The 17,606-nt window shown below is 50.9% G+C and carries 19 protein-coding genes; 4 read left to right on the forward strand and 15 right to left on the reverse strand.

What is annotated here, in order from left to right; all coding sequences use genetic code 11:
* Positions 1–530: 530 nt before the first annotated feature.
* Both NSQ73_RS24340 and NSQ73_RS24345 read left to right on the forward strand, forming a co-directional pair.
* Positions 531–1,361 (forward strand): M12 family metallo-peptidase, encoded by an 831-nt coding sequence (locus NSQ73_RS24340; RefSeq protein WP_340988493.1) that lies wholly within the window; start codon positions 531–533, stop codon positions 1,359–1,361.
* A gap of 65 nt (positions 1,362–1,426) precedes the next feature.
* Positions 1,427–1,738 carry a hypothetical protein gene (locus NSQ73_RS24345; RefSeq protein ID WP_340988494.1) on the forward strand — a complete coding sequence of 104 codons (312 nt, stop codon included), beginning with the start codon at positions 1,427–1,429 and terminating at the stop codon, positions 1,736–1,738.
* Positions 1,739–1,776: 38 nt separating this feature from the next.
* On the opposite strand, the gene NSQ73_RS24350 is transcribed toward NSQ73_RS24345, so the two are convergent.
* The 4 genes from NSQ73_RS24350 to NSQ73_RS24365 all read right to left on the reverse strand — a co-directional run bounded on the left by NSQ73_RS24350 (position 1,777) and on the right by NSQ73_RS24365 (position 4,180).
* Positions 1,777–2,043 carry a hypothetical protein gene (locus NSQ73_RS24350; RefSeq protein WP_340988495.1) on the reverse strand — a complete coding sequence of 89 codons (267 nt, stop codon included), beginning with the start codon at positions 2,041–2,043 and terminating at the stop codon, positions 1,777–1,779.
* 53 nt (positions 2,044–2,096) lie between these two features.
* Entirely contained in the window at positions 2,097–2,315 is a 219-nt protein-coding gene (locus NSQ73_RS24355) for a hypothetical protein (protein ID WP_340988496.1), read from the reverse strand.
* A 144-nt stretch (positions 2,316–2,459) separates the two neighbouring features.
* Positions 2,460–3,167 (reverse strand): DNA alkylation repair protein, encoded by a 708-nt coding sequence (locus NSQ73_RS24360; protein WP_340988497.1) that lies wholly within the window; start codon positions 3,165–3,167, stop codon positions 2,460–2,462.
* 107 nt (positions 3,168–3,274) lie between these two features.
* Positions 3,275–4,180 (reverse strand): ArsR/SmtB family transcription factor, encoded by a 906-nt coding sequence (locus NSQ73_RS24365; RefSeq protein ID WP_340989390.1) that lies wholly within the window; start codon positions 4,178–4,180, stop codon positions 3,275–3,277.
* Between the two features lie 166 nt (positions 4,181–4,346).
* Between NSQ73_RS24365 and NSQ73_RS24370 the strand changes: the two genes are divergently transcribed.
* Complete coding sequence (locus NSQ73_RS24370; protein WP_340988498.1) at positions 4,347–5,837, forward strand: glycoside hydrolase family 43 protein; 1,491 nt, start codon at positions 4,347–4,349, stop codon at positions 5,835–5,837.
* A gap of 157 nt (positions 5,838–5,994) precedes the next feature.
* Here the strand turns inward: NSQ73_RS24370 and NSQ73_RS24375 are convergent, their stop codons facing one another.
* The 3 genes from NSQ73_RS24375 to mobB are packed head-to-tail and all read right to left on the reverse strand — an operon-like array spanning position 5,995 to position 7,691.
* Positions 5,995–6,480, reverse strand: a complete 486-nt coding sequence (locus tag NSQ73_RS24375) for a molybdenum cofactor biosynthesis protein MoaE (protein ID WP_340988499.1) — start codon at positions 6,478–6,480, stop codon at positions 5,995–5,997.
* A 4-nt stretch (positions 6,481–6,484) separates the two neighbouring features.
* Positions 6,485–7,099, reverse strand: coding sequence for a molybdenum cofactor guanylyltransferase (gene mobA, locus NSQ73_RS24380; RefSeq protein WP_340988500.1), 615 nt, complete (start codon positions 7,097–7,099; stop codon positions 6,485–6,487).
* Positions 7,100–7,136: 37 nt separating this feature from the next.
* Complete coding sequence (gene mobB, locus NSQ73_RS24385) at positions 7,137–7,691, reverse strand: molybdopterin-guanine dinucleotide biosynthesis protein B (protein ID WP_340989391.1); 555 nt, start codon at positions 7,689–7,691, stop codon at positions 7,137–7,139.
* 169 nt (positions 7,692–7,860) lie between these two features.
* Here mobB and NSQ73_RS24390 point away from each other — a divergent pair, with 169 nt between their 5' ends.
* Entirely contained in the window at positions 7,861–8,574 is a 714-nt protein-coding gene (locus NSQ73_RS24390) for a YwiC-like family protein (protein ID WP_340988501.1), read from the forward strand.
* Between the two features lie 86 nt (positions 8,575–8,660).
* Here NSQ73_RS24390 and ilvB read toward each other — a convergent pair whose 3' ends face one another.
* The 8 genes from ilvB to NSQ73_RS24430 all read right to left on the reverse strand — a co-directional run bounded on the left by ilvB (position 8,661) and on the right by NSQ73_RS24430 (position 17,604).
* Positions 8,661–10,337, reverse strand: a complete 1,677-nt coding sequence (ilvB, locus tag NSQ73_RS24395; protein ID WP_340988502.1) for a biosynthetic-type acetolactate synthase large subunit — start codon at positions 10,335–10,337, stop codon at positions 8,661–8,663.
* 84 nt (positions 10,338–10,421) lie between these two features.
* A complete protein-coding gene (moaA, locus tag NSQ73_RS24400) occupies positions 10,422–11,438 on the reverse strand; it encodes a GTP 3',8-cyclase MoaA (RefSeq protein WP_340988503.1) in 1,017 nt (338 codons plus the stop codon).
* Between the two features lie 24 nt (positions 11,439–11,462).
* Positions 11,463–12,707 (reverse strand): molybdopterin molybdotransferase MoeA, encoded by a 1,245-nt coding sequence (locus NSQ73_RS24405; protein ID WP_445669610.1) that lies wholly within the window; start codon positions 12,705–12,707, stop codon positions 11,463–11,465.
* A 100-nt stretch (positions 12,708–12,807) separates the two neighbouring features.
* Complete coding sequence (locus tag NSQ73_RS24410) at positions 12,808–14,298, reverse strand: MFS transporter (RefSeq protein WP_340988505.1); 1,491 nt, start codon at positions 14,296–14,298, stop codon at positions 12,808–12,810.
* Positions 14,299–14,875: 577 nt separating this feature from the next.
* Positions 14,876–15,403 (reverse strand): hemerythrin domain-containing protein, encoded by a 528-nt coding sequence (locus NSQ73_RS24415; protein WP_340988506.1) that lies wholly within the window; start codon positions 15,401–15,403, stop codon positions 14,876–14,878.
* A gap of 23 nt (positions 15,404–15,426) precedes the next feature.
* On the reverse strand, positions 15,427–16,074 hold the full coding sequence (locus NSQ73_RS24420) for a response regulator transcription factor (protein WP_039308190.1): 648 nt from the start codon (positions 16,072–16,074) through the stop codon (positions 15,427–15,429).
* Positions 16,075–16,102: 28 nt separating this feature from the next.
* Positions 16,103–17,146: a sensor histidine kinase gene (locus tag NSQ73_RS24425; RefSeq protein WP_340989393.1), complete on the reverse strand. Its 1,044-nt coding sequence runs from the start codon at positions 17,144–17,146 to the stop codon at positions 16,103–16,105.
* Positions 17,146–17,604, reverse strand: a complete 459-nt coding sequence (locus tag NSQ73_RS24430; protein WP_336102142.1) for a GAF domain-containing protein — start codon at positions 17,602–17,604, stop codon at positions 17,146–17,148. Before NSQ73_RS24430 ends, NSQ73_RS24425 begins: the two co-directional genes overlap by 1 nt.
* Positions 17,605–17,606: the final 2 nt, after the last annotated feature.

Genomic DNA, 17,606 nt, shown 5'->3' on the forward strand with positions numbered 1-17,606 from the left:
CTCGTTATGTAAAAACCATGCGTTACAACTAGCGGTCCAGCCATAGCACTACACGGGCGGCTCCCCGGTTCCCGGGGCCATTGGCCGGTTATCCGTCCATTCTTTCGGACAATGGCTGCGGCCGCCGAAGCTTAGCCCGGAAATGTTGTACGTTTTGCAACTCGGGCTCCTGGCTAGCGGGGTTTTCGGCCGGATTGTTGTACGAAATACAGGGATTTTCCTGACAAACCGCCTGGAGGAAGTCATAGCACTTCGGAAATTGACCAGTAACCTTCAGATTAGTAACAGAAATATAGAGTGTTTTTTTGTATATTTATTTATTATATTTTGTCAACAAGTTTCGTAATCGATTCTCTGCATCTCTTGATCATTATTGCAGTATGGATAAGCTTCTTGATAAAGGTACATTTTCAATTAATTTTAGTTACATATTTTCTCATAAATCGATACTTATGTCTCATTGAATTCACACTAATTCGAACATAAACTGTATTTGTTCCATATTTTACTACTAAAGGAGAGGTTTTCTATTGTTTAAACTTTCAAAATTCCCGGTTGTATCTTCACTCATTCTTATTTGTTCTCTATCTTTTGTTTCGCTTGGATCGGCCGAAGATGTCAATAAAACTGATGTTGATCTCTTCTATCAAAAATACGCAACAATTTCTGATGTTACTCCGGCTGAACCAAGCCAAAATAAGTTCAGAGAAGAAGTGATAACTCCCAACATTGAAAGATCAACTACAATCCCTATTTACGATGAAAGTGGCAACTTAGTGAGTGAGTTTCAACTCGATAAGAATATTGACGTTGAATCAAAAGCCTCGGCACTGCAAACTGGGAAACTAGTAAATGTTCTAGTTGCAGTTGACGAAGAATATCGAAGCGCTCACAGCGATTGGACAACTTTAGTGTCTAGTTACCTTGAAAGTGCCGACGATCCTTTTAATCAAGAATTCAGTATAGATTTAAATATTGCTGCATATAGATTATGGTATTCTGACGGTAATAATGCTTCTGCATTACTGAGTAATTTAAAAGGAGCCGGAACTGATACTTACGATTTGGTGATTGGCTTTACTGGCGAGACGGATATTGACGGAGGCGGTCAAGGATATATATATGCCAGCAAACCACCCTATGCAGGCTATAGCTTTGTCACCAATCAATCAGCAACTGGTCAGATCCATGCCTTGCAACATGAAGTTTCTCATAATTATGGGTTAGATCATGATGCGACCGCCTCTACACCGAGTTGTATAATGAATTATGGTACTATGTATTACACTACAGTTTGGCACTCTGATCATCACAATCAGTTGGGCGTTCGTAGGCTTTGGTACGGAACGACTGTGAATTAAAAAAATATTGTGCCATGGGAATAATAATCCTGTGGCACAATATACCATAGGTAGAGGTGATATCAATGAATAGTAAAGTGTCGTGTTTATTTATTGTTTTCCTTCTCTTGATTGGTTGTTCAAATCATTCTGCACAAAACCCACCAAATAATGAAGTTGATCCTATATCCTGGATTACTTTTGAAGGTAAGAAGTACGAATTTTATAAAACTCATGTTTCCATTGGCGATTCTATTGTTTCAACTAATGAGAAAACAGATACAAATGATGGAACTGAACTCGGCTTAGAAATATTCAAAATAGAGAATGATAAAGATATAAGTTTATTTATTCAAGATCCGTTTAATCAAGAATGGGTTGAATATAGAATTAAATGATTATATAACTTTTATGAAATTTGACTTTCATGTGGTTTTTAGAACTTATCTTCGTCTGTATCGATATCCATAGGTGCAAATCCGTTATAACCTTCGTAATCAGCCTGAACCACCTCTCCAACATAAAAATACTTTCCACCATAACAATCATCCAAATAAATCATGTCTCCAGGCTTCTTCTGCTTACTATATCTATCTTGATATTCTTCTGTTTTTTCATATTCCTCGTCATCTTTAAAATTCAAATCAACTAAATCCCCAATGTTCGCTCCGATAATAATATAATTGTGTGTATCTACTCCCATATGAAACTAATCTGCTTTTTAATTGATTCTTCGTGAAATACGGACTTATCAGCTTACCTCAACAACTCTGCAATCTCATCAAGTTCAAGTTCTACCTTTTTATCATCTGAAAGCAACTTATAAAGTTTTGTCTCCATTGTTTTTAGCTTCTGTTCTTCTTCTTTTCTGTTCATGATTTCAAATTTCGATTTCAAGTCGGTAATCCAATCCTGAACGTGATACCCGCTGACGCTGAAAGAATCCAACACTCCCAAATCTTTAGCAGACAGCACGTATGCGTTCAGCTTTATTAAAAGGTTAAGAACCTGTTCTTTCTGAAGCACCTATACAATCGTGAGCTTCGCGCCAACAAAAAAACACCTGCCCACGTTAAGAGGCAGATGTTAATTAAAGTACTAGATTCAGCGGATACCTTCCTAGCACCGCACATGCTTGCGCTTAAATCCGACGCGGCCTTTTTCGACCGCCTTTTGAATATTGTCGTAGGCATTAATGGATTTGCCTGCAGGCTTGTCCTTGCCCACCTCTACCGGGCCTATCCTTTTCGCCGTCTCCGTTGCCAGATCATGGAGCGGAGAATAGGATACGGCTACGGTGTACAGGAAGTTGTTCATTGAATATTTGGTACGCTCCGGGGCGTCATGAATCGTCCTGCTCACCAGCTCCAGCATACCCGCCAGCTTGCTCTCAGAGAATTCCTTATCCGGGCGGCTTCCCAGCAGCCAGCAGTAACAGCTCCAGCCCGCCGACATTCTCAGGTCCTCGCCGCTCGCGATCCATTTATCGGCAACCTGCTGGGCAATATCCGCCTCCGCCAGAGTTACGGCCACCACGAAATCAGACAGCATGTAGAAATAAGCCCCGTCCATCCACCGGTCATAATCGGCTTCCGTCATCCCGTTAGGGTCGGCAATGATTCCGGCAAAATACATCGCGTCATAATTCCCCGTCGCATATAGCTTTTCAGCCAGCGGCTGATTAATTTTAGTTTTCTTGAAGATCGGCTTCATCGCCCCGGTAGCTACACCAAACAGCGGTTCCTGCGCGCCATTCGAGCTGTATATTTTCTTGGTTCGTTCCTTGCCGAGCTCTTCCAGCTCCTGCATGACCATTTCTGCATTCATTATATAACACTCCCTTTATCCGAAGTATTCTCTTCAAAGTGATCCCTTAAGCCTGACCGGCATAACCGGTTACTGAAATTGTACTGTACGGTTCGCACAGCCGCAACCTACCGGAGATACACCCGAACCACAATATCCTGGTCGTGATTGCCGAAGCCCGCCCCATACAGCGTCAATCCTCCTACATGTTCCGCCTGCTCGTCCACCGTGAACCGAAGCGTCCAGAACGGCTCCTTCAGCTTCACCTCGTGAATGGTCACCTCCGACATCTGCACTCCATCTATAAAAGTACCCGAAGCGTCGATACGGATCGTCTTGAGCAGCCCGTACTGGTTCACATTCCGGTGCCACCATTCGGGCGTGTATCTGCCGCGTGCCGCTCTGCCGAAATCCGCCGGACTCGTCCAGGCTCCAAGGAACACACCATTAAACGTGAAGCCAATATCCGACGGCCATTCGTCTCTTAAGCCGGGCGCTTCCGAAGCCAGCTCCATGGAAATTTCAAGGAAGTCCGCCGTCTGTCCGGCGGCCAGATAGTTGGGCATTTTATACTCCACGTATCCTCTGCCAAACCATAGAATCGCAGCATTAACCCGCTCGGGATCCAGAAAATAACGCGGATCATCCCACACCCCGATCTCCATCTCATGTGTACCCAGCCCGCAGGTTGGATGAACTTCAAACGCTGTATAATGACCCACAGAAATGCTCTGCTCGAGCATCTTCGCGTCCTTGCGGGCAGACGGCAGCTGGATATCAATGCTTGCTGCTTTGAGGAAGCACAGCTTATGCGTCCCCCCGTTCAGCCGGACCCTGCGGCTCCCCGTCAGCCCGGCGGCTTCGAGCTTCCGGATGTGCAGGGTGACGATGGACGGGCTGAGCGCAAGCTTATCCGCGATATCCTTCACATTCATTTCACGCTCGGCAATGAGGCTCATAATTCTCCACCTGACTTCACTGGCCAGCGCCTCGTATAAAGGCATGTACTCCGGTTTCCCGTCCGCTTTTATCATCATGATTATCTCCTGATCACTGAATTCATATTTCTATTAATTTAACCGATTTAAATCCCGCAGACAAGCTTATTCTATTGCCATGAATCTCAAGTTGGTGTTTAATTTCCTTAGAAGTGATCATATTAAATTTATATATATATGAATTCATAGAAGAGGTGCATGTATGAAATACAATAATCCGGTAATCAAAGGCTTCTACCCTGACCCCAGCGTATGCAAAGTGGACGGCATCTATTATATGGTCTGCAGCTCCTTTCAGTATTTCCCTGGAGTGCCTATCTTCGAGAGCACAGACCTGCTTAACTGGAAGCAAATCGGCCATTGCCTGACCCGCGAGAGCCAGATTCAGCTGGGCACGGTGAGCAGCTCCGGCGGCGTGTTCGCCCCTACGATCCGGCACAATAACGGCCGGTTCTACATGGTGACTACCAATGACACGACCCACCAGAACTTCTATGTCTGGACGGACGATATTTACGGCGAATGGTCGGAACCGGTCTATGTCGATCAGGGCGGAATCGATCCGGATTTGTATTTTGAAGACGGCAAGACTTTGTTTATGAGCAACGGGTTGGATGATAACGGCACCCCGGGTGTGATTCAGTGTGAGATAAACATTGAGACAGGCAGCAAACTATCGCCGAGCCGGTCCATCTGGCAGGGAACGGGCGGACGTTATCTGGAAAGCCCTCATCTCTATAAAATCAACGGGTACTACTACCTGCTCGCAGCCGAAGGCGGAACCGAATACGGACATATGGCGACTTATGCGCGGGGGACTTCCCCTTCCGGCCCATTCGAGGCCTATGCGAAGAATCCTGTCCTGACCAACCGCAATCTGGGCGGTTACGAGCTGCAGGGTGTCGGGCACAGCGATCTGATCCAGGATGACGCAGGGAACTGGTGGCTCTTGCATCTGGGATTCCGGCAAACCGGACGCTGGCTCACTTACCACCATCTGGGCCGCGAAGTGTTCCTGACTCCGGTGACCTTCGGCGAAGACGGCTGGTTCACAGCCGGGCATAACGGAACGGTGCTTCTGAGCTTCGAGACTGACCGCATTCCGGACACGGTGGTTCAGCAGGAGAAGAAGAGCTATACTTTTGAGAATACCGACTGGAATCTGGACTGGGCTTATCTCCGCCATCCGGCCACAGAGAATTATCTACTGGGACAAGACAAGCTGACGTTACGAGGCACAGAGGTAACGCTGGATGTTCCGGCATCCCCGACCTTTATAGGCCTCCGCCAACGGGATTTCGACGCGGTGATTACCTGCAACATAACGCTGACAGGCGGAGAAGCGGGCATCACGCTCTATATGGATGAGAATCATCATTATGATCTGGCGATCCGCCAAGACGGAGCGCAGTACCGGGTGATCGAGCGCCTCAATATTGGAGATGTAAAATCCATCCAGCATGAAGTGGCTCTGGGCAGTAGCAATCAGGCCACGCTGTTGATTAAATCCGGTAAGGAGCGCTACAGCTTCTTCATTAGTAATGAACACGGGGAAATCCCCCTCGGGTCGGCCCAAACCAGATACCTCTCTTCCGAGGTCGCCGGAGGATTCACGGGTGTCCTGATCGGACTGTATGCATGCGGGGAAGGTTCATCGGCGGAGTTCACGGAGTTTAAGTGCGAGTATGTGTAACAAGCAGAAGCAGAGCCTGCGGGTATCCGCGCTCTATCTCTGCACCGCTTTGTGTATATCCGGAATACCCAAAAACAGGGAGCCCCGTTACGGGAACTCCCTTAATGCATTCAGATCAGCAATCCGGTAGTTCATCAGATAGTGAATTGCGGCTTCTTTACTTCCTGTCTTCCACAGGAATATCCGGCAAGAGGGGCCGCCCTTCCGGATAAGCACATTGATTCAGCTGGTCGCCAATCCATGCTTTGCCGTCTTCGCCCGTTTCTTTTTTCCAGATCGGTACAATCTGTTTAATCCGGTCTATCACATATTCATTCGCTTCGTAAGCAGCCTTACGGTGCGGAGAAGATACAGCGATCACCACAGCGATATCCATAATTTCAAGCTTTCCTACCCGATGTGTCACAGCAACCCTGGTATCCGGCCAGCGTTCTCTGACCTCCTGCCCGATGCGTTCCAATTGCGTGAGCGCCATAAGCGGATACGCTTCATATTCAAGATATAATGTCCGCTTACCCTGCGTGAGCTCCCTTACCGTACCTATGAATAAAGTGACCGCTCCCGCTTCTCTCCGCAGAACTTTATCAGATACCGCCTGCGGCTGAATCGGGTTGTCTGTAATTTCGAATAATGAACTGCCCAAGTGATCACTCCCTTTCCATATCTGCGTGCAGCAGATCCTTATATTGCTCAGGTGTATCAATATCTGCAGTGAAATCCTCATGTATACCCGCACCAGCTAGATCGTCCTTGTCTACCCCTGACCAGTGCGTGGAATCTAATAATCCGGATAGCCGGTACTGCCGTGTATCCAGTCTTTCAATAATATCCGCCAGAATCCGGTGCGGCCGGTATACCCCATGAAGCATCTGATGTTTGCCATTCATCAGGGGAAGAACAGCCTCATAGTCCTCTTCCATGAGCCGGGTAAGCATCCACGAAGCGGCGGGAGCGGAAATCTTAGGGAGATCACAGCCCACAACCCAGGCATATTCCGTCTCCACCCCGGCAAAAGCAGCATGAAACCCGCTCAGCGGTCCATGCCCCGCACAGATGTCCGGAATATACCGGATATCTCCTTGGGGAGGGTAGTCCATGTACGGAGAAGCATCGTTCGTAACAACAATTATTTTAGAGCAGACGGTTCGCATTTCCTTCAGCTGTCTATCCACGAAACGCTCCCCTTGATAGGTCAGGAGCGCCTTATTCCGGCCCTTCATCCGGGAATTCTGTCCGCCTGCCAGTATGACTCCAGTCAGCAAATTAAGCACCTCCCGTAAATATTCCGGCTCCATTTGATTAGAGAAGTGAATAAGCCAGAGAAAGAACTTCTTCATCAATAAGCGCTTGATCCCGCAGAGGCAGTACAGGGATAGTATTCGGGCTCACTGGAGAGGCTGCACCGTGCTCAACCGCGTTCTCTTCCCAGCTCAGCCATAGGCATATATTCGCAGTCTGGTTTCGCAGCAGGCTCATCTCGTCTGCATTGCGGATCAATGCGATTTTGGGATAATCCGCAGACTTGAAGCCTTCAGCAATCAGCAGATCAACCTTACCGTACATAGACGCTGCGATATCTTCCAATGAGGTTTCGGATTTCCGCATGATTCTTGTAGCCTCTGACGAGGTCAGTACAGCTTCAACTGCACCGTGCAGCAGATGCTTGCTGCTGTCTGTGCCCGGATCATCCAATTCAAAGTGGTGGGCATCATGTTTGGCCGACCCGACACGCAGCCCACGGGCGGATAAGGCGCGGATTAAACGGCAGGCCAGGGTAGTTTTTCCGCTATTCTTATAACCGACAATTTGCAGTACAGGAACCGGTCCCCGTACTGCTGCATGATGAGATTCCATAGTCACGTTGCAGCCTCTCCTTCGTCATAATAACGTTCAGTGATAACCCTGGGGAGCAGCGCATATCTTGTGCTTCAAATCACCCGCGTCCCCCATTATAAAAAGTATAGTTAAGGAGTCTGGCATCCTCACAGGCCATGATAGTTCAGGGTAGGAGGTCATGTTTAGTATGAAGAAATATATCCCTAACCAGCACGGCGCCTGGGCGATGCTCGTTCTGCCCTTTCTGTTCGGGGTAGCCGCATCCCGGGGGCAGCTTATACATATTCCGCTGTTTGTCTGCTGGCTGCTGATCTATTTGTTCAGCTTTCCTTTGCTGCAGGGGGTGAAGACAAGGAAATTCAAGCGTTATGCCCAGCCCTTGAAGCTGTATGGTATTCTGCTGCTCCCTTTGATCATCTATCTGGTGGCAGCTGAACCTGTGCTGTTATGGTTTGTTCTGCCGCTCGTGCCTTTGTTCGCTGTGAATCTCTATTATGCCAGAACCAAAAATGAACGGGCCCTGCTCAATGACATCTCGGCCATAGTGGCCTTCTGCCTGATCATCTATCCGGTCTTCTATGTCGGTCAGGGCGGGAGCTGGCAGACTGCGACCGAGCTGTTCGTGCTGGCCGTGCTGTACTTCACAGGAACCGCATTATATGTCAAAACCGTCATCCGTGAACGGAACAATATCCGCTTCTATTACGGCTCGGTGCTCTATCATCTGCTGGTTGCAGCAGTTGGACTGTTCCTGTTTCCGTCTTTGCTGGTTCCGCTGCTAATCCTGCTCCTGCGGGCGGCCATCCTGCCTAAGACGGGCATCACTGCCAAACGTACCGGAATCATCGAGATCGGCTTCTCCGTTATGTTATATGTGTCTGTGCTTGTGCTGTACTTCTAGCGTATAAAATAACCCCAAACGTATAAAATCAGGAAGCTCTTCTGCCGGTAATCACGGTAGAGGAGCTTCCTTTTTGCTGCATAATGCTATTCCACGATCATATCCTGATTGCTCGATCCCGGCGGCACAATGGGGTATACATTGCTCTCCTCGGTAATATCGAACTCCATAACAACAAGCCCCTCCGTATGCAGCGCAAGTTCAATAATCTGCTCCGCTTCAGCAAGCGTGCGTGCCCGGAACCCGTGGGCGCCGAAGGACTCCGCCAAGGCGACAAAATCCGGCGAGCTGATCCGCACCGAGGAATACCGCCGGCCCAGAAACAGCTGCTGCCACTGTCTTACCATCCCCAGATACCCGTTCTTAAAGATCGCAACCTTGACGTTCAGCCCATGATCAACAGCCGTCATAATCTCCTGCATATTCATCTGAAAGCTTCCGTCGCCTGTAATACAAACCACATGGCGGTCAGGAAAAGCAACAGCGGCGCCGATTGCAGCAGGCAAGCCGTACCCCATGGTGCCCAGCCCGCCGGAGGTCAGGAACGACCGTGCTTCCGAGAACTCGTAATGCGTAGCCGTCCATATCTGATGCTGGCCGACATCTGTGGCTATAATCGCATCGCCCGCTGTAGCCTTTTGAATGCAGCCGATAACTTCCTGGGGAGTCATCTTGGCATCCTGGCCCTTGCCTGATTTCACCGGACGCTTCAGCCAGGCCATGATCTGCTGATCCCAGGCGGAATGCTCCGCCGCCTGTACTTGTCCCCGTAATCCGCTAAGGAAATCTGCACAGGAACCGGTGACAGCAAGATCTATGGGAATGTTCTTGTTCAGCTCGGAGGTATCCAGATCTACTTGAATTTTATAGGAACCCGGCGAGAACGCCTTCCGGTTGCCCGTTACCCGGTCACTGAACCGCACACCGAGACATAGCACAACGTCAGCACCCTGGAGTGCACGGTTGGCAGCTACTGTTCCATGCATCCCGACCATGCCCAGATGCAGGGAGTGTCCGGACGGGAAAGCTCCGAGGCCCATCAGCGTGCTGGCTACAGGAAGCCCCAGCTGCTCGGCGAATTCCTTCAGGAGTGCCGGGGTCTCCCCTTGAATACAGCCTCCGCCAATAAGCACAAGCGGCCGCTGCGCACGGTTCAGCCGCTCTGCCGCCAGCTGAATATCCGCCGGGTCTATGAAATAATCGGTCTGGTACCCCCGGATAACCGGCGGGGAGGACTGGCCGGAGAAGTCACCTGCTGCAGTGAATTCCGCATTCATGACATTCTTCGGCAGATCGATCAGAACCGGACCGGGCCGCCCTGTTGTCGCCACATGGAACGCCTCATGTATAATTCTTGGAAGCTCCTCGATCTCCCTTACGATATAATTGTGTTTCGTAACCGGCATCGTCATCCCGTAAATATCCACTTCCTGAAAGCTGTCCAGACCAATAAGCTCGGTGGATACCTGGCCGGTGAGGACAATTAACGGAACCGAATCCATGAAGGCGGTAGCAATTCCGGTGACGGCATTGGTTGCTCCAGGACCACTGGTAACAAGGGCTACCCCCGGGCGTCCCGTCGCTCTTGCGTATCCGTCCGCAGCATGGACCGCAGCCTGCTCGTGTCTGACCAGCACATGCTGAATCCGGTCACAATCATAGAGCGCGTCATATAAAGGCAATACGGCACCGCCGGGGTAGCCGAACAGGGTCTCAATCTTTTTCTCGATCAGCATCTCAATCAGCAGCTGTGCTCCGTTCATAAGTTCAGTTCGTCTCCCGTCATATACAATGTAGTTACAGGCTGCATTCCTGCCCGCTCAACCGCTGAATAATGCGTTCTGTGCTTAACCTCCAATATAGGACATGCCGATCTTGGTTCTGTTCTCCGCGGTCTGTTCTGTCCGCTCATCGGAATAGCGGTCAGCGCGCTTCTCCCAGACGTCTCTAATGGCAGCCAGCAGATGTTGATCATCCGCACCGCTGCGGAGCATTGCCCTGAGATCAAAGCCCTCCGATGCGAACAGGCAGGTATACAGCTTGCCGTCGGAAGACAGCCGGGCCCGCGTGCAGGAGGAGCAGAAGGATTCGGATACGGAAGTGATAAAGCCGATCTGCGCCTGACTGCCTTTGTAGGCATAACGCTGCGCCACCTCGCCGAAATAATGGTGCTCCAGGGCTTCCAGCACAAAAGTACCTTGGAGGCGCTCCAGAATTTCTTTTTTGGTAACAACCTTCTCATAGCTCCAGCCGTTGTCGTTGCCGGCATCCATGAATTCGATGAAGCGCAGCGTTATATTTCTATCTTTGAAGTAGGCCGCCATCGGCACAATCTCCGATTCGTTCACCCCTCTTTGTACCACCATGTTTACTTTGACCTCAAAGCCGGCTGCTATGGCATAATCAATATGCCTTAAAATCGCTCCAGGCTTGTAACCCCGCCCGTTCATTCTGCCGAACAGCTCAGGCTCCAGAGCATCCAGGCTGACATTCAGCCTGCGGAGTCCCGCAGCATAGAGCGGCATTGCCTGCCCGCCCAGCAGTACCCCGTTCGTCGTCAGCCCCATATCTTCGACACCACGGATAGCGCGGATTCCGGCAACAAGCTCGGGCAGGCTCTGCCGCATGAGCGGCTCGCCTCCGGTAAGCCTGATTTTGCTTACGCCAAGGGAGACGAAGAGCTTCGTCAGCCGGAGAATTTCTGCAAAGGTAAGCAGCCCGCTTGCCGGGAGGAAGGCATAGTCCTCTCCGAACACTTCCTTCGGCATGCAGTAGGAACAGCGGAAATTACACCGGTCCGTTACCGAGATCCGCAAATCATGAATCGGCCGCCGCAGCTGGTCCTGCAATGGATGAGCAGTCATAGGTCTGTCTCCCTTCCGGTAAGCTTACAGCACCCATTCGTCCGTACCTTCCTCAACGCCGAGGAGCAGTACCTCCACAGGATCCCCTGCAGCATAACCTCTTGTCCCGCCCGGCAGCACAATCAGCGAATTCCCGCGTGCGATGGAAGATACCGCATTCGATTTGTTGAAGCCGGCGGGACGCACCGAGGTCCGGTCATGAACAGCCCGGATAAACCGGGTGAACGGATTGGCCTTTGGGAAATCCTCTGCCAGTACGGCTGTCGTACGCGGCAGATAGACTTTATCTGCCCCCATCATCGTGAGCAGGGCGGGCCTGACAAACAGCTCGAAGCCTGTGAAGCACGCCGACGGATTGCCGGACAATCCGAACAGGCACTTCTCCCCGGCAACCGCGACTGTAGTCACGCTGCCCGGACGCATAGCCACCTTGTTGAACAGCACATCGGCCCCGAGGCGCTTGTATATTTCCGGCAAGTAGTCATAGTCGCCGACGGATACGCCGCCTGTGGTGATCAGGCAGTCTGTTTCTGTCATCGCCTGCCGGACCGTTAGCAGGCATTCTTCCAGCTGGTCCGCTGCCGTATCGTACATCCGGTAAGGGATACCCATCCGGGAGAGCTGGGCAGCGATCATCGGCCCGTTGCTGTTGCGGATTCTACCGGGTACGAGCGGAGCCGTCACCTCCAGCAGCTCGGTTCCCGTTGACAATATGCCTACAACCGGCCGCTTGCCGACCCGTACCTCCCCGTACCCGAAGGTAGCCAGCAGCGCCACAGTTCCGGGATGAATGAAGCTACCTGCCGGAACGATCCTTTCGCCTGAGCGCATATCTTCACCCTGCAGGGACAGATTCTCCTGCGGGGCAAAGGATTTGCGGATGGTAAACGTCCGGCCCGCTTCCGAGGCCTGTTCGAACATGACTACCGCATCTGCACCCGCCGGCAGCGCGGCTCCCGTCATCAGACGGACAGCTTCAAATGCCCCAAGCGTAACCTGAGATATCTCCCCTGCACCGATATGATCTACAACCGTGAAGCTGATCCGACTGTTGCCGGAAGCACCGGCTGAATCTGCCGAAGCAATTGCATACCCGTCATAGGGGGACCGCGTAAAATGCGGAACATCATGGGTTGCCGTCAACGGCTCCGCCAGGATGCGCCCATAGCTTGCGGCAAGCGGTACCCTTTCTGTACCGGTGCTGCACACTCTTTCGGTTACCCGGAATACAGCTTCCGCCACGGTAACCGGATTTCTGGTCTTTTCCACCTTCATCTGCTCCTAACTTGATGCCGGACCCAGTAGAACCGGCTATGCCGTCCTGTATGGAAAGGGATTGGCTGCAGCGGTTCAACGCCACTTCATCCGGTTATTTCTGCGTAATATCGCTGAATGTGCCTACATACCGGACATCCTCGCCGGTGTCATCCTTCACAGCGCTGATGTTCAGCCACTGCAGATATTCTTCCCCGTTCTTGCGCCTGTTCCAGATCTCACCCTGCCACATTCCCTTGTCCCTGACCTCTCCCCACATGACGCGGTAGAATTCTTTGGATTGGCGGCCTGACTTGAGAATGCTGGGCTGTCTGCCGAGAACCTCGTCTTCCGTATAGCCGGTGAGCCTCGTGAAGGCCGGATTGACGGTCTTAATCAAACCGGAAACATCGGTAACCAGAATCCCCTGTCCGGTAGAATTGAACACTTCAGAGGTAAGTGCAAGCCGGTCCTGGAAATAGAGCCACACGACCAGCACCAGACTGGCCAGCGCCACCTGGGAGAGCAGCATGAACCCGATGGAATATTGCCCGGTCACCGAATAAATCACCGACAGCATGATCGGAGGGAAAAAGCCGCCCAGGCCGCCCATCATCGATACAATTCCGTTCGCGACACCCGCCTGCTTATTGAAGTACAGCGGGACTAATTTGAAAATGACTCCGTTACCGATTCCTGCACTGAACGCAATCGCAAGGCATCCGGCTGTGTATAATCCCATGTCAGGCATAAAGGCCAGGATAATAGCTGCAATTGTATAGATACTGAATGTGCCGGTGAGCAGGAACAGCGGCTGGAACTTGTCGGCAAGCCAGCCGCCTACCGGACGGAAGAAGGTCGCAACGGCAATGAAGCCGGCAGTGCGCATCCCGGCATCCACCTTGTCCAGACCGAAATTCGATACCAGAAAGTTAGGCAGATAAATCGTGAAGGCCACAAAGGAGCCAAAGGTAATGAAATAGAACAAGGAGAACAGCCAGAGCTTCTCATTTTTGGATACGCCTTTGATTTGTTCAATAATCGGTGTTTTGAGCTTAGGCTCATGACGGTCCCCGAAGAAGAAATTCAAGGCGATGAACACCAGCAGCAGAATCAGATACATTTTCACCGCAGGGGCCCAGCCTATCTGTGCCGCCACCATCGGAGCCGAGAAGGTTGTGACCGCCGTGCCGATATTCCCGATCCCGTAGATTCCGTTGATCAGACCATGCTTATCTTTGGGAAAATATTTCGGCAGAGAGGTCACCCCCACCGAGAATACGGCCCCGCCGATTCCAAGGAACAGGCCTCCGATAATCAAGTGAGTAACCGTGGACGCTTCACTGATGAAGTAGACCGGAAACAACAGCAGGATAAAGCTGGACATAAAAATAATGCGTGCTCCCAGAATGTTCGCATAATAGCCCAAAGGAATTCTTAGAATCGAGCCAAGCACCACCGGAATCGCTGTGACCATCGCAAGTCTTCCCGGAGGGATGCTGATGTCCTCGGAAATAAAGGGCATCAGGGAAGAGATGATCACCCACACCATGAATCCGGTAATCAAGTTTAAGGTTTGTAGCGGCAATTGCACTTTTTTAATCATTCGACTCACCTTTTCGCCGTTTATTCTCTTGATTATTCGTACGAATACTTCCTGTACTCATTGTATCCGCCGGTCCCCCGGCTCAGATATAGGGGAGTCCCCTTTCCCTGACAGGGGAAACCCTAAAAAAATAACCCCGCACAGCGGGGCATTGCTCCAGACCTTATTCACTCCTGCAACCCCTGCCACAAACGAAACATCTTACATATTCTCTTTCGCCTTCTTCGGACTTCGGCCTCTGTTACATTAGTTGGAAAAACGTATCTTAATTTTATTATTCCGGATCATGTAAAGGAATTAGTTGGATAAACGTCACTTAATTTTATTTATTTCCTCTAATCTGACTGTTTGCAGCATATTAAGTGCTGTTTTTCCAACTGCTGTTTGACAGGGGAGGCTTTGTTCACTAACAAGTGGAGAAAATCCAATTATTTTCGGAAGACGCTGCATTTAAACCTAACCCATGCTGTTGCAAGTGACTTAATCTGCCTCCCCCGATTTATCCAGATTTCTTGTTGTCTAATTTCCTGTGCACAAAAAAAGCCGCCCCACATAGGAGCAGCCTGTTCATGCATTCTCACGTAATAAGCGTATTCAGCTGTTGGCTTAACCGCTCTTTGTCCTTCGCGCTAAGCTGATGCTCAGCCATCGGAAAGATAACCGTCTCTTCTTTGACAAAGTGTACCGTCAGCACCTCAAAAGCTTCCCCTGCATCCTTCACCGCAGCACGGATATCCTCAAGCGTCATCAGTTCGGCATTGCCCTCTGTGTGATGCAGGAAATGTCCTATATACCCGTCAATCTCGCGGTGCTCCTCCTGGATGCCGACCAGCGGCCCTTGTTCAAAACCGATGTAACGGCCCAGCAGCGGAAAAAAATGTGTTTCTTCCTTCACGGTATGCTTCTTCAGCGGGCCCGTAAACTCCAGAACCGCCTTACGCAGCTTATGAAGCTGAGCTCTGGCTTCTTCCGGAGCGGGCTGCTCCCCCTCAAACCAAAGTACGATATCATGCCATTCTTCCATCAGAAAAGATAAATAGCGGTGTTCATTCTCAAGAATGCGCATGGCGGGCACCGTAAACTTGAGCCCTGCATGTTCCGGCATCAAGGCTTACCTCCATTCGCCGGTCAGAAATCCAGCATTTTTTTCCTCAAAGCATACTCGACCAGCTCCGGTCGGCTCTTAAGGTTTAATTTCTCCATAATTTTTGCCTTGTGGGCCTCCACTGTTTTCACTGAAATGAACAGCTTCTCGGCGATTTCCTTGTTCCCGTATCCCTTGGCAATGAGCGGCAGGATCTCGAGCTCCCGCTTGGATAACAGCTCGAACAGATCCTCTGTGCCTGCCGTTTTATCCTGCTTGATGAACTCACGGACCAGCGAGGTTGCCATCTTGGGATGAATATAGGTACCGCCTTCATAAATGGTCCGTATGGCCAGCAGCAGCTCCTCGTCCGGCGCACTCTTGAGCACATAACCGGAGGCCCCGTTCTTCAGCACATGGAAGAGGTATTCATCATCGTCATGCATCGTCAGAATCAGGATTTTGGTATCGGGGTAATCCTCTTTAATCTTGCCGGTAGCAGTCAGCCCGCTCTCACCCGGAGGCATACTTAAATCCATAATCAGAATGTCCGGCCGGAATTTGGCTACCATGGTGTAAGCTTCCCTGCCGTCTGCCGCCGCCCCGATCACTTCAATGTCATTCTGAAAATTGAGAATCATGGAGAATCCGCTGCGTACGATCGCATGGTCGTCTGCAATGACGATCTTCATCAGAAGCTCATTCCTTTCCTCGCGCAAATCATACAGGCACCTGTAAAATAATCACCGTACCCCTGCCTATCTCTGAATCTACGCTGAAGGTGCCGCCCACCAGCTCCGCCCGCTCCTGCATGCCAAACAGGCCAAGTCCGGTTCCATCCGGCTCGTCACCCTGATTAAAGCCGGTTCCCTTATCCTCTACCCGAAGCAGCAGTACGCCGTCCTTTTCGGTAAGGGAAACTTTAACACTGTCAACCTGCGCATACTTCAGGGCGTTCAGCACTGCTTCCTGGCACACACGGTACATGACGGTTTCGATCTCACTCCCATACCGTTTCTCGGAGAGCCGGGACTCATAATCAATCACAAGGCCATAGGTTTGCTCCACCCGCTTGAAGTGTGACCGGAATGCGGCCTCCAGGCCGAAATCATCCAGGGCCGCCGGCCTAAGCTCTACCGAAAGGTTGCGGATATCATTCAGAAGCCTGGTCATGGAGACCTCGGTCTGCTTCATCTTCTTCAGCAGCTGCTCATCCGCTGTCATATATTTCAGCACACGCAGATCAATCACGGCACTCATCAGCTCCTGGGCCACGCTGTCATGCAGCTCCCGGGAGATCCGCTTGCGTTCATTCTCCTGCGCCTCAATGATATGCTTCATCATTTTGTTCTGGTAGAACTTCTCTTGCGTCTTGAACTGTCTGGTCAGATCCCTAAGCATAAATACTCTGATGCCCTTCTCGTCATCTATGGTGTGAAAGGTGGCGGCATAAGGGACAACCCCCTTATCCTTCGTCTCCAGATATACCTGGTATGAGGTGAACTCCTCGGAGTCCGGTGTATGAAAATAACAATTGAGGCAGGTACGGAGCTCCGTCTCACTCGTGTATCCCCGGCAGATCCCGCAAAGCGCCTCAGGATTCCCCTGATACAGCTGCTTCAGAATATCCTTGTCCACGATGTTCTCGGCAGCCGGATTCATGGCCAGGGCTTTCCCTTGCCGGTCAAAAAAGAACATCGCCTCCGAGCTGTTCTCAAACAGCTTCGTCATGAGCAGACTCTGCAGATCCGTTCCGGGTGTCATCAACTGAGCAACAATTCCTTTCCGTTCAAGTCTCCAATCCCCTTACGCGCTGCCCTGTCCAGGTCCCCCAGCATGTCAGGGGTTACCTGCCGTTCGCCCCTGAAACCGCCAAGAAGCACGCCTGCGACACGGGCATCATTCCACACCGGCACAGCCCCGATGCTGCTCAGATTCTCCATCTTGGTAATGGGATAGTTAAACAAGGTATCCGGCTGCACATCTGTCTGCACAGACGGGATTAAGAAAGGCTTGCCGGTCTTGAACACGATGCCGGCAATCCCTCTGCCTGATTGAAGAACAATCCGTTTGTAACGGTCCGTTGTGTTCCCTGAGGCGTATTTCCACCGGATGACATAGTCATATTCCGCCGGTTCAGCGAAAGCCAGCGACATGAAGTCATATCCCAAAGCTATGCGCATCCGGTCAAGCTCGATTTGGTAATCCACCTTATTGTTCATCG

Source organism: Paenibacillus sp. FSL R10-2736 (genome assembly GCF_038000245.1).
In the GTDB taxonomy this organism is placed as follows: Bacteria; Bacillota; Bacilli; order Paenibacillales; family Paenibacillaceae; genus Paenibacillus_AQ; species Paenibacillus_AQ phytohabitans.

Bases quoted from the DNA above. Each gene is read 5' to 3' on its own strand.
- NSQ73_RS24430 (WP_336102142.1), bottom strand. From the start codon at position 17,604: ATGAACAATAAGGTGGATTACCAAATCGAGCTTGACCGGATGCGCATA.
- mobB (WP_340989391.1), bottom strand. From the start codon at position 7,691: ATGGAATCTCATCATGCAGCAGTACGGGGACCGGTTCCTGTACTGCAA.
- NSQ73_RS24345 (WP_340988494.1), top strand. From the start codon at position 1,427: ATGAATAGTAAAGTGTCGTGTTTATTTATTGTTTTCCTTCTCTTGATT.
- NSQ73_RS24410 (WP_340988505.1), bottom strand. From the start codon at position 14,298: ATGATTAAAAAAGTGCAATTGCCGCTACAAACCTTAAACTTGATTACC.
- NSQ73_RS24415 (WP_340988506.1), bottom strand. From the start codon at position 15,403: ATGCCGGAACATGCAGGGCTCAAGTTTACGGTGCCCGCCATGCGCATT.
- NSQ73_RS24350 (WP_340988495.1), bottom strand. From the start codon at position 2,043: ATGGGAGTAGATACACACAATTATATTATTATCGGAGCGAACATTGGG.
- NSQ73_RS24390 (WP_340988501.1), top strand. From the start codon at position 7,861: ATGAAGAAATATATCCCTAACCAGCACGGCGCCTGGGCGATGCTCGTT.
- moaA (WP_340988503.1), bottom strand. From the start codon at position 11,438: ATGACTGCTCATCCATTGCAGGACCAGCTGCGGCGGCCGATTCATGAT.
- NSQ73_RS24365 (WP_340989390.1), bottom strand. From the start codon at position 4,180: ATGATAAAAGCGGACGGGAAACCGGAGTACATGCCTTTATACGAGGCG.
- NSQ73_RS24370 (WP_340988498.1), top strand. From the start codon at position 4,347: ATGAAATACAATAATCCGGTAATCAAAGGCTTCTACCCTGACCCCAGC.
- ilvB (WP_340988502.1), bottom strand. From the start codon at position 10,337: ATGAACGGAGCACAGCTGCTGATTGAGATGCTGATCGAGAAAAAGATT.
- NSQ73_RS24425 (WP_340989393.1), bottom strand. From the start codon at position 17,146: ATGACACCCGGAACGGATCTGCAGAGTCTGCTCATGACGAAGCTGTTT.
- NSQ73_RS24360 (WP_340988497.1), bottom strand. From the start codon at position 3,167: ATGAATGCAGAAATGGTCATGCAGGAGCTGGAAGAGCTCGGCAAGGAA.
- NSQ73_RS24420 (WP_039308190.1), bottom strand. From the start codon at position 16,074: ATGAAGATCGTCATTGCAGACGACCATGCGATCGTACGCAGCGGATTC.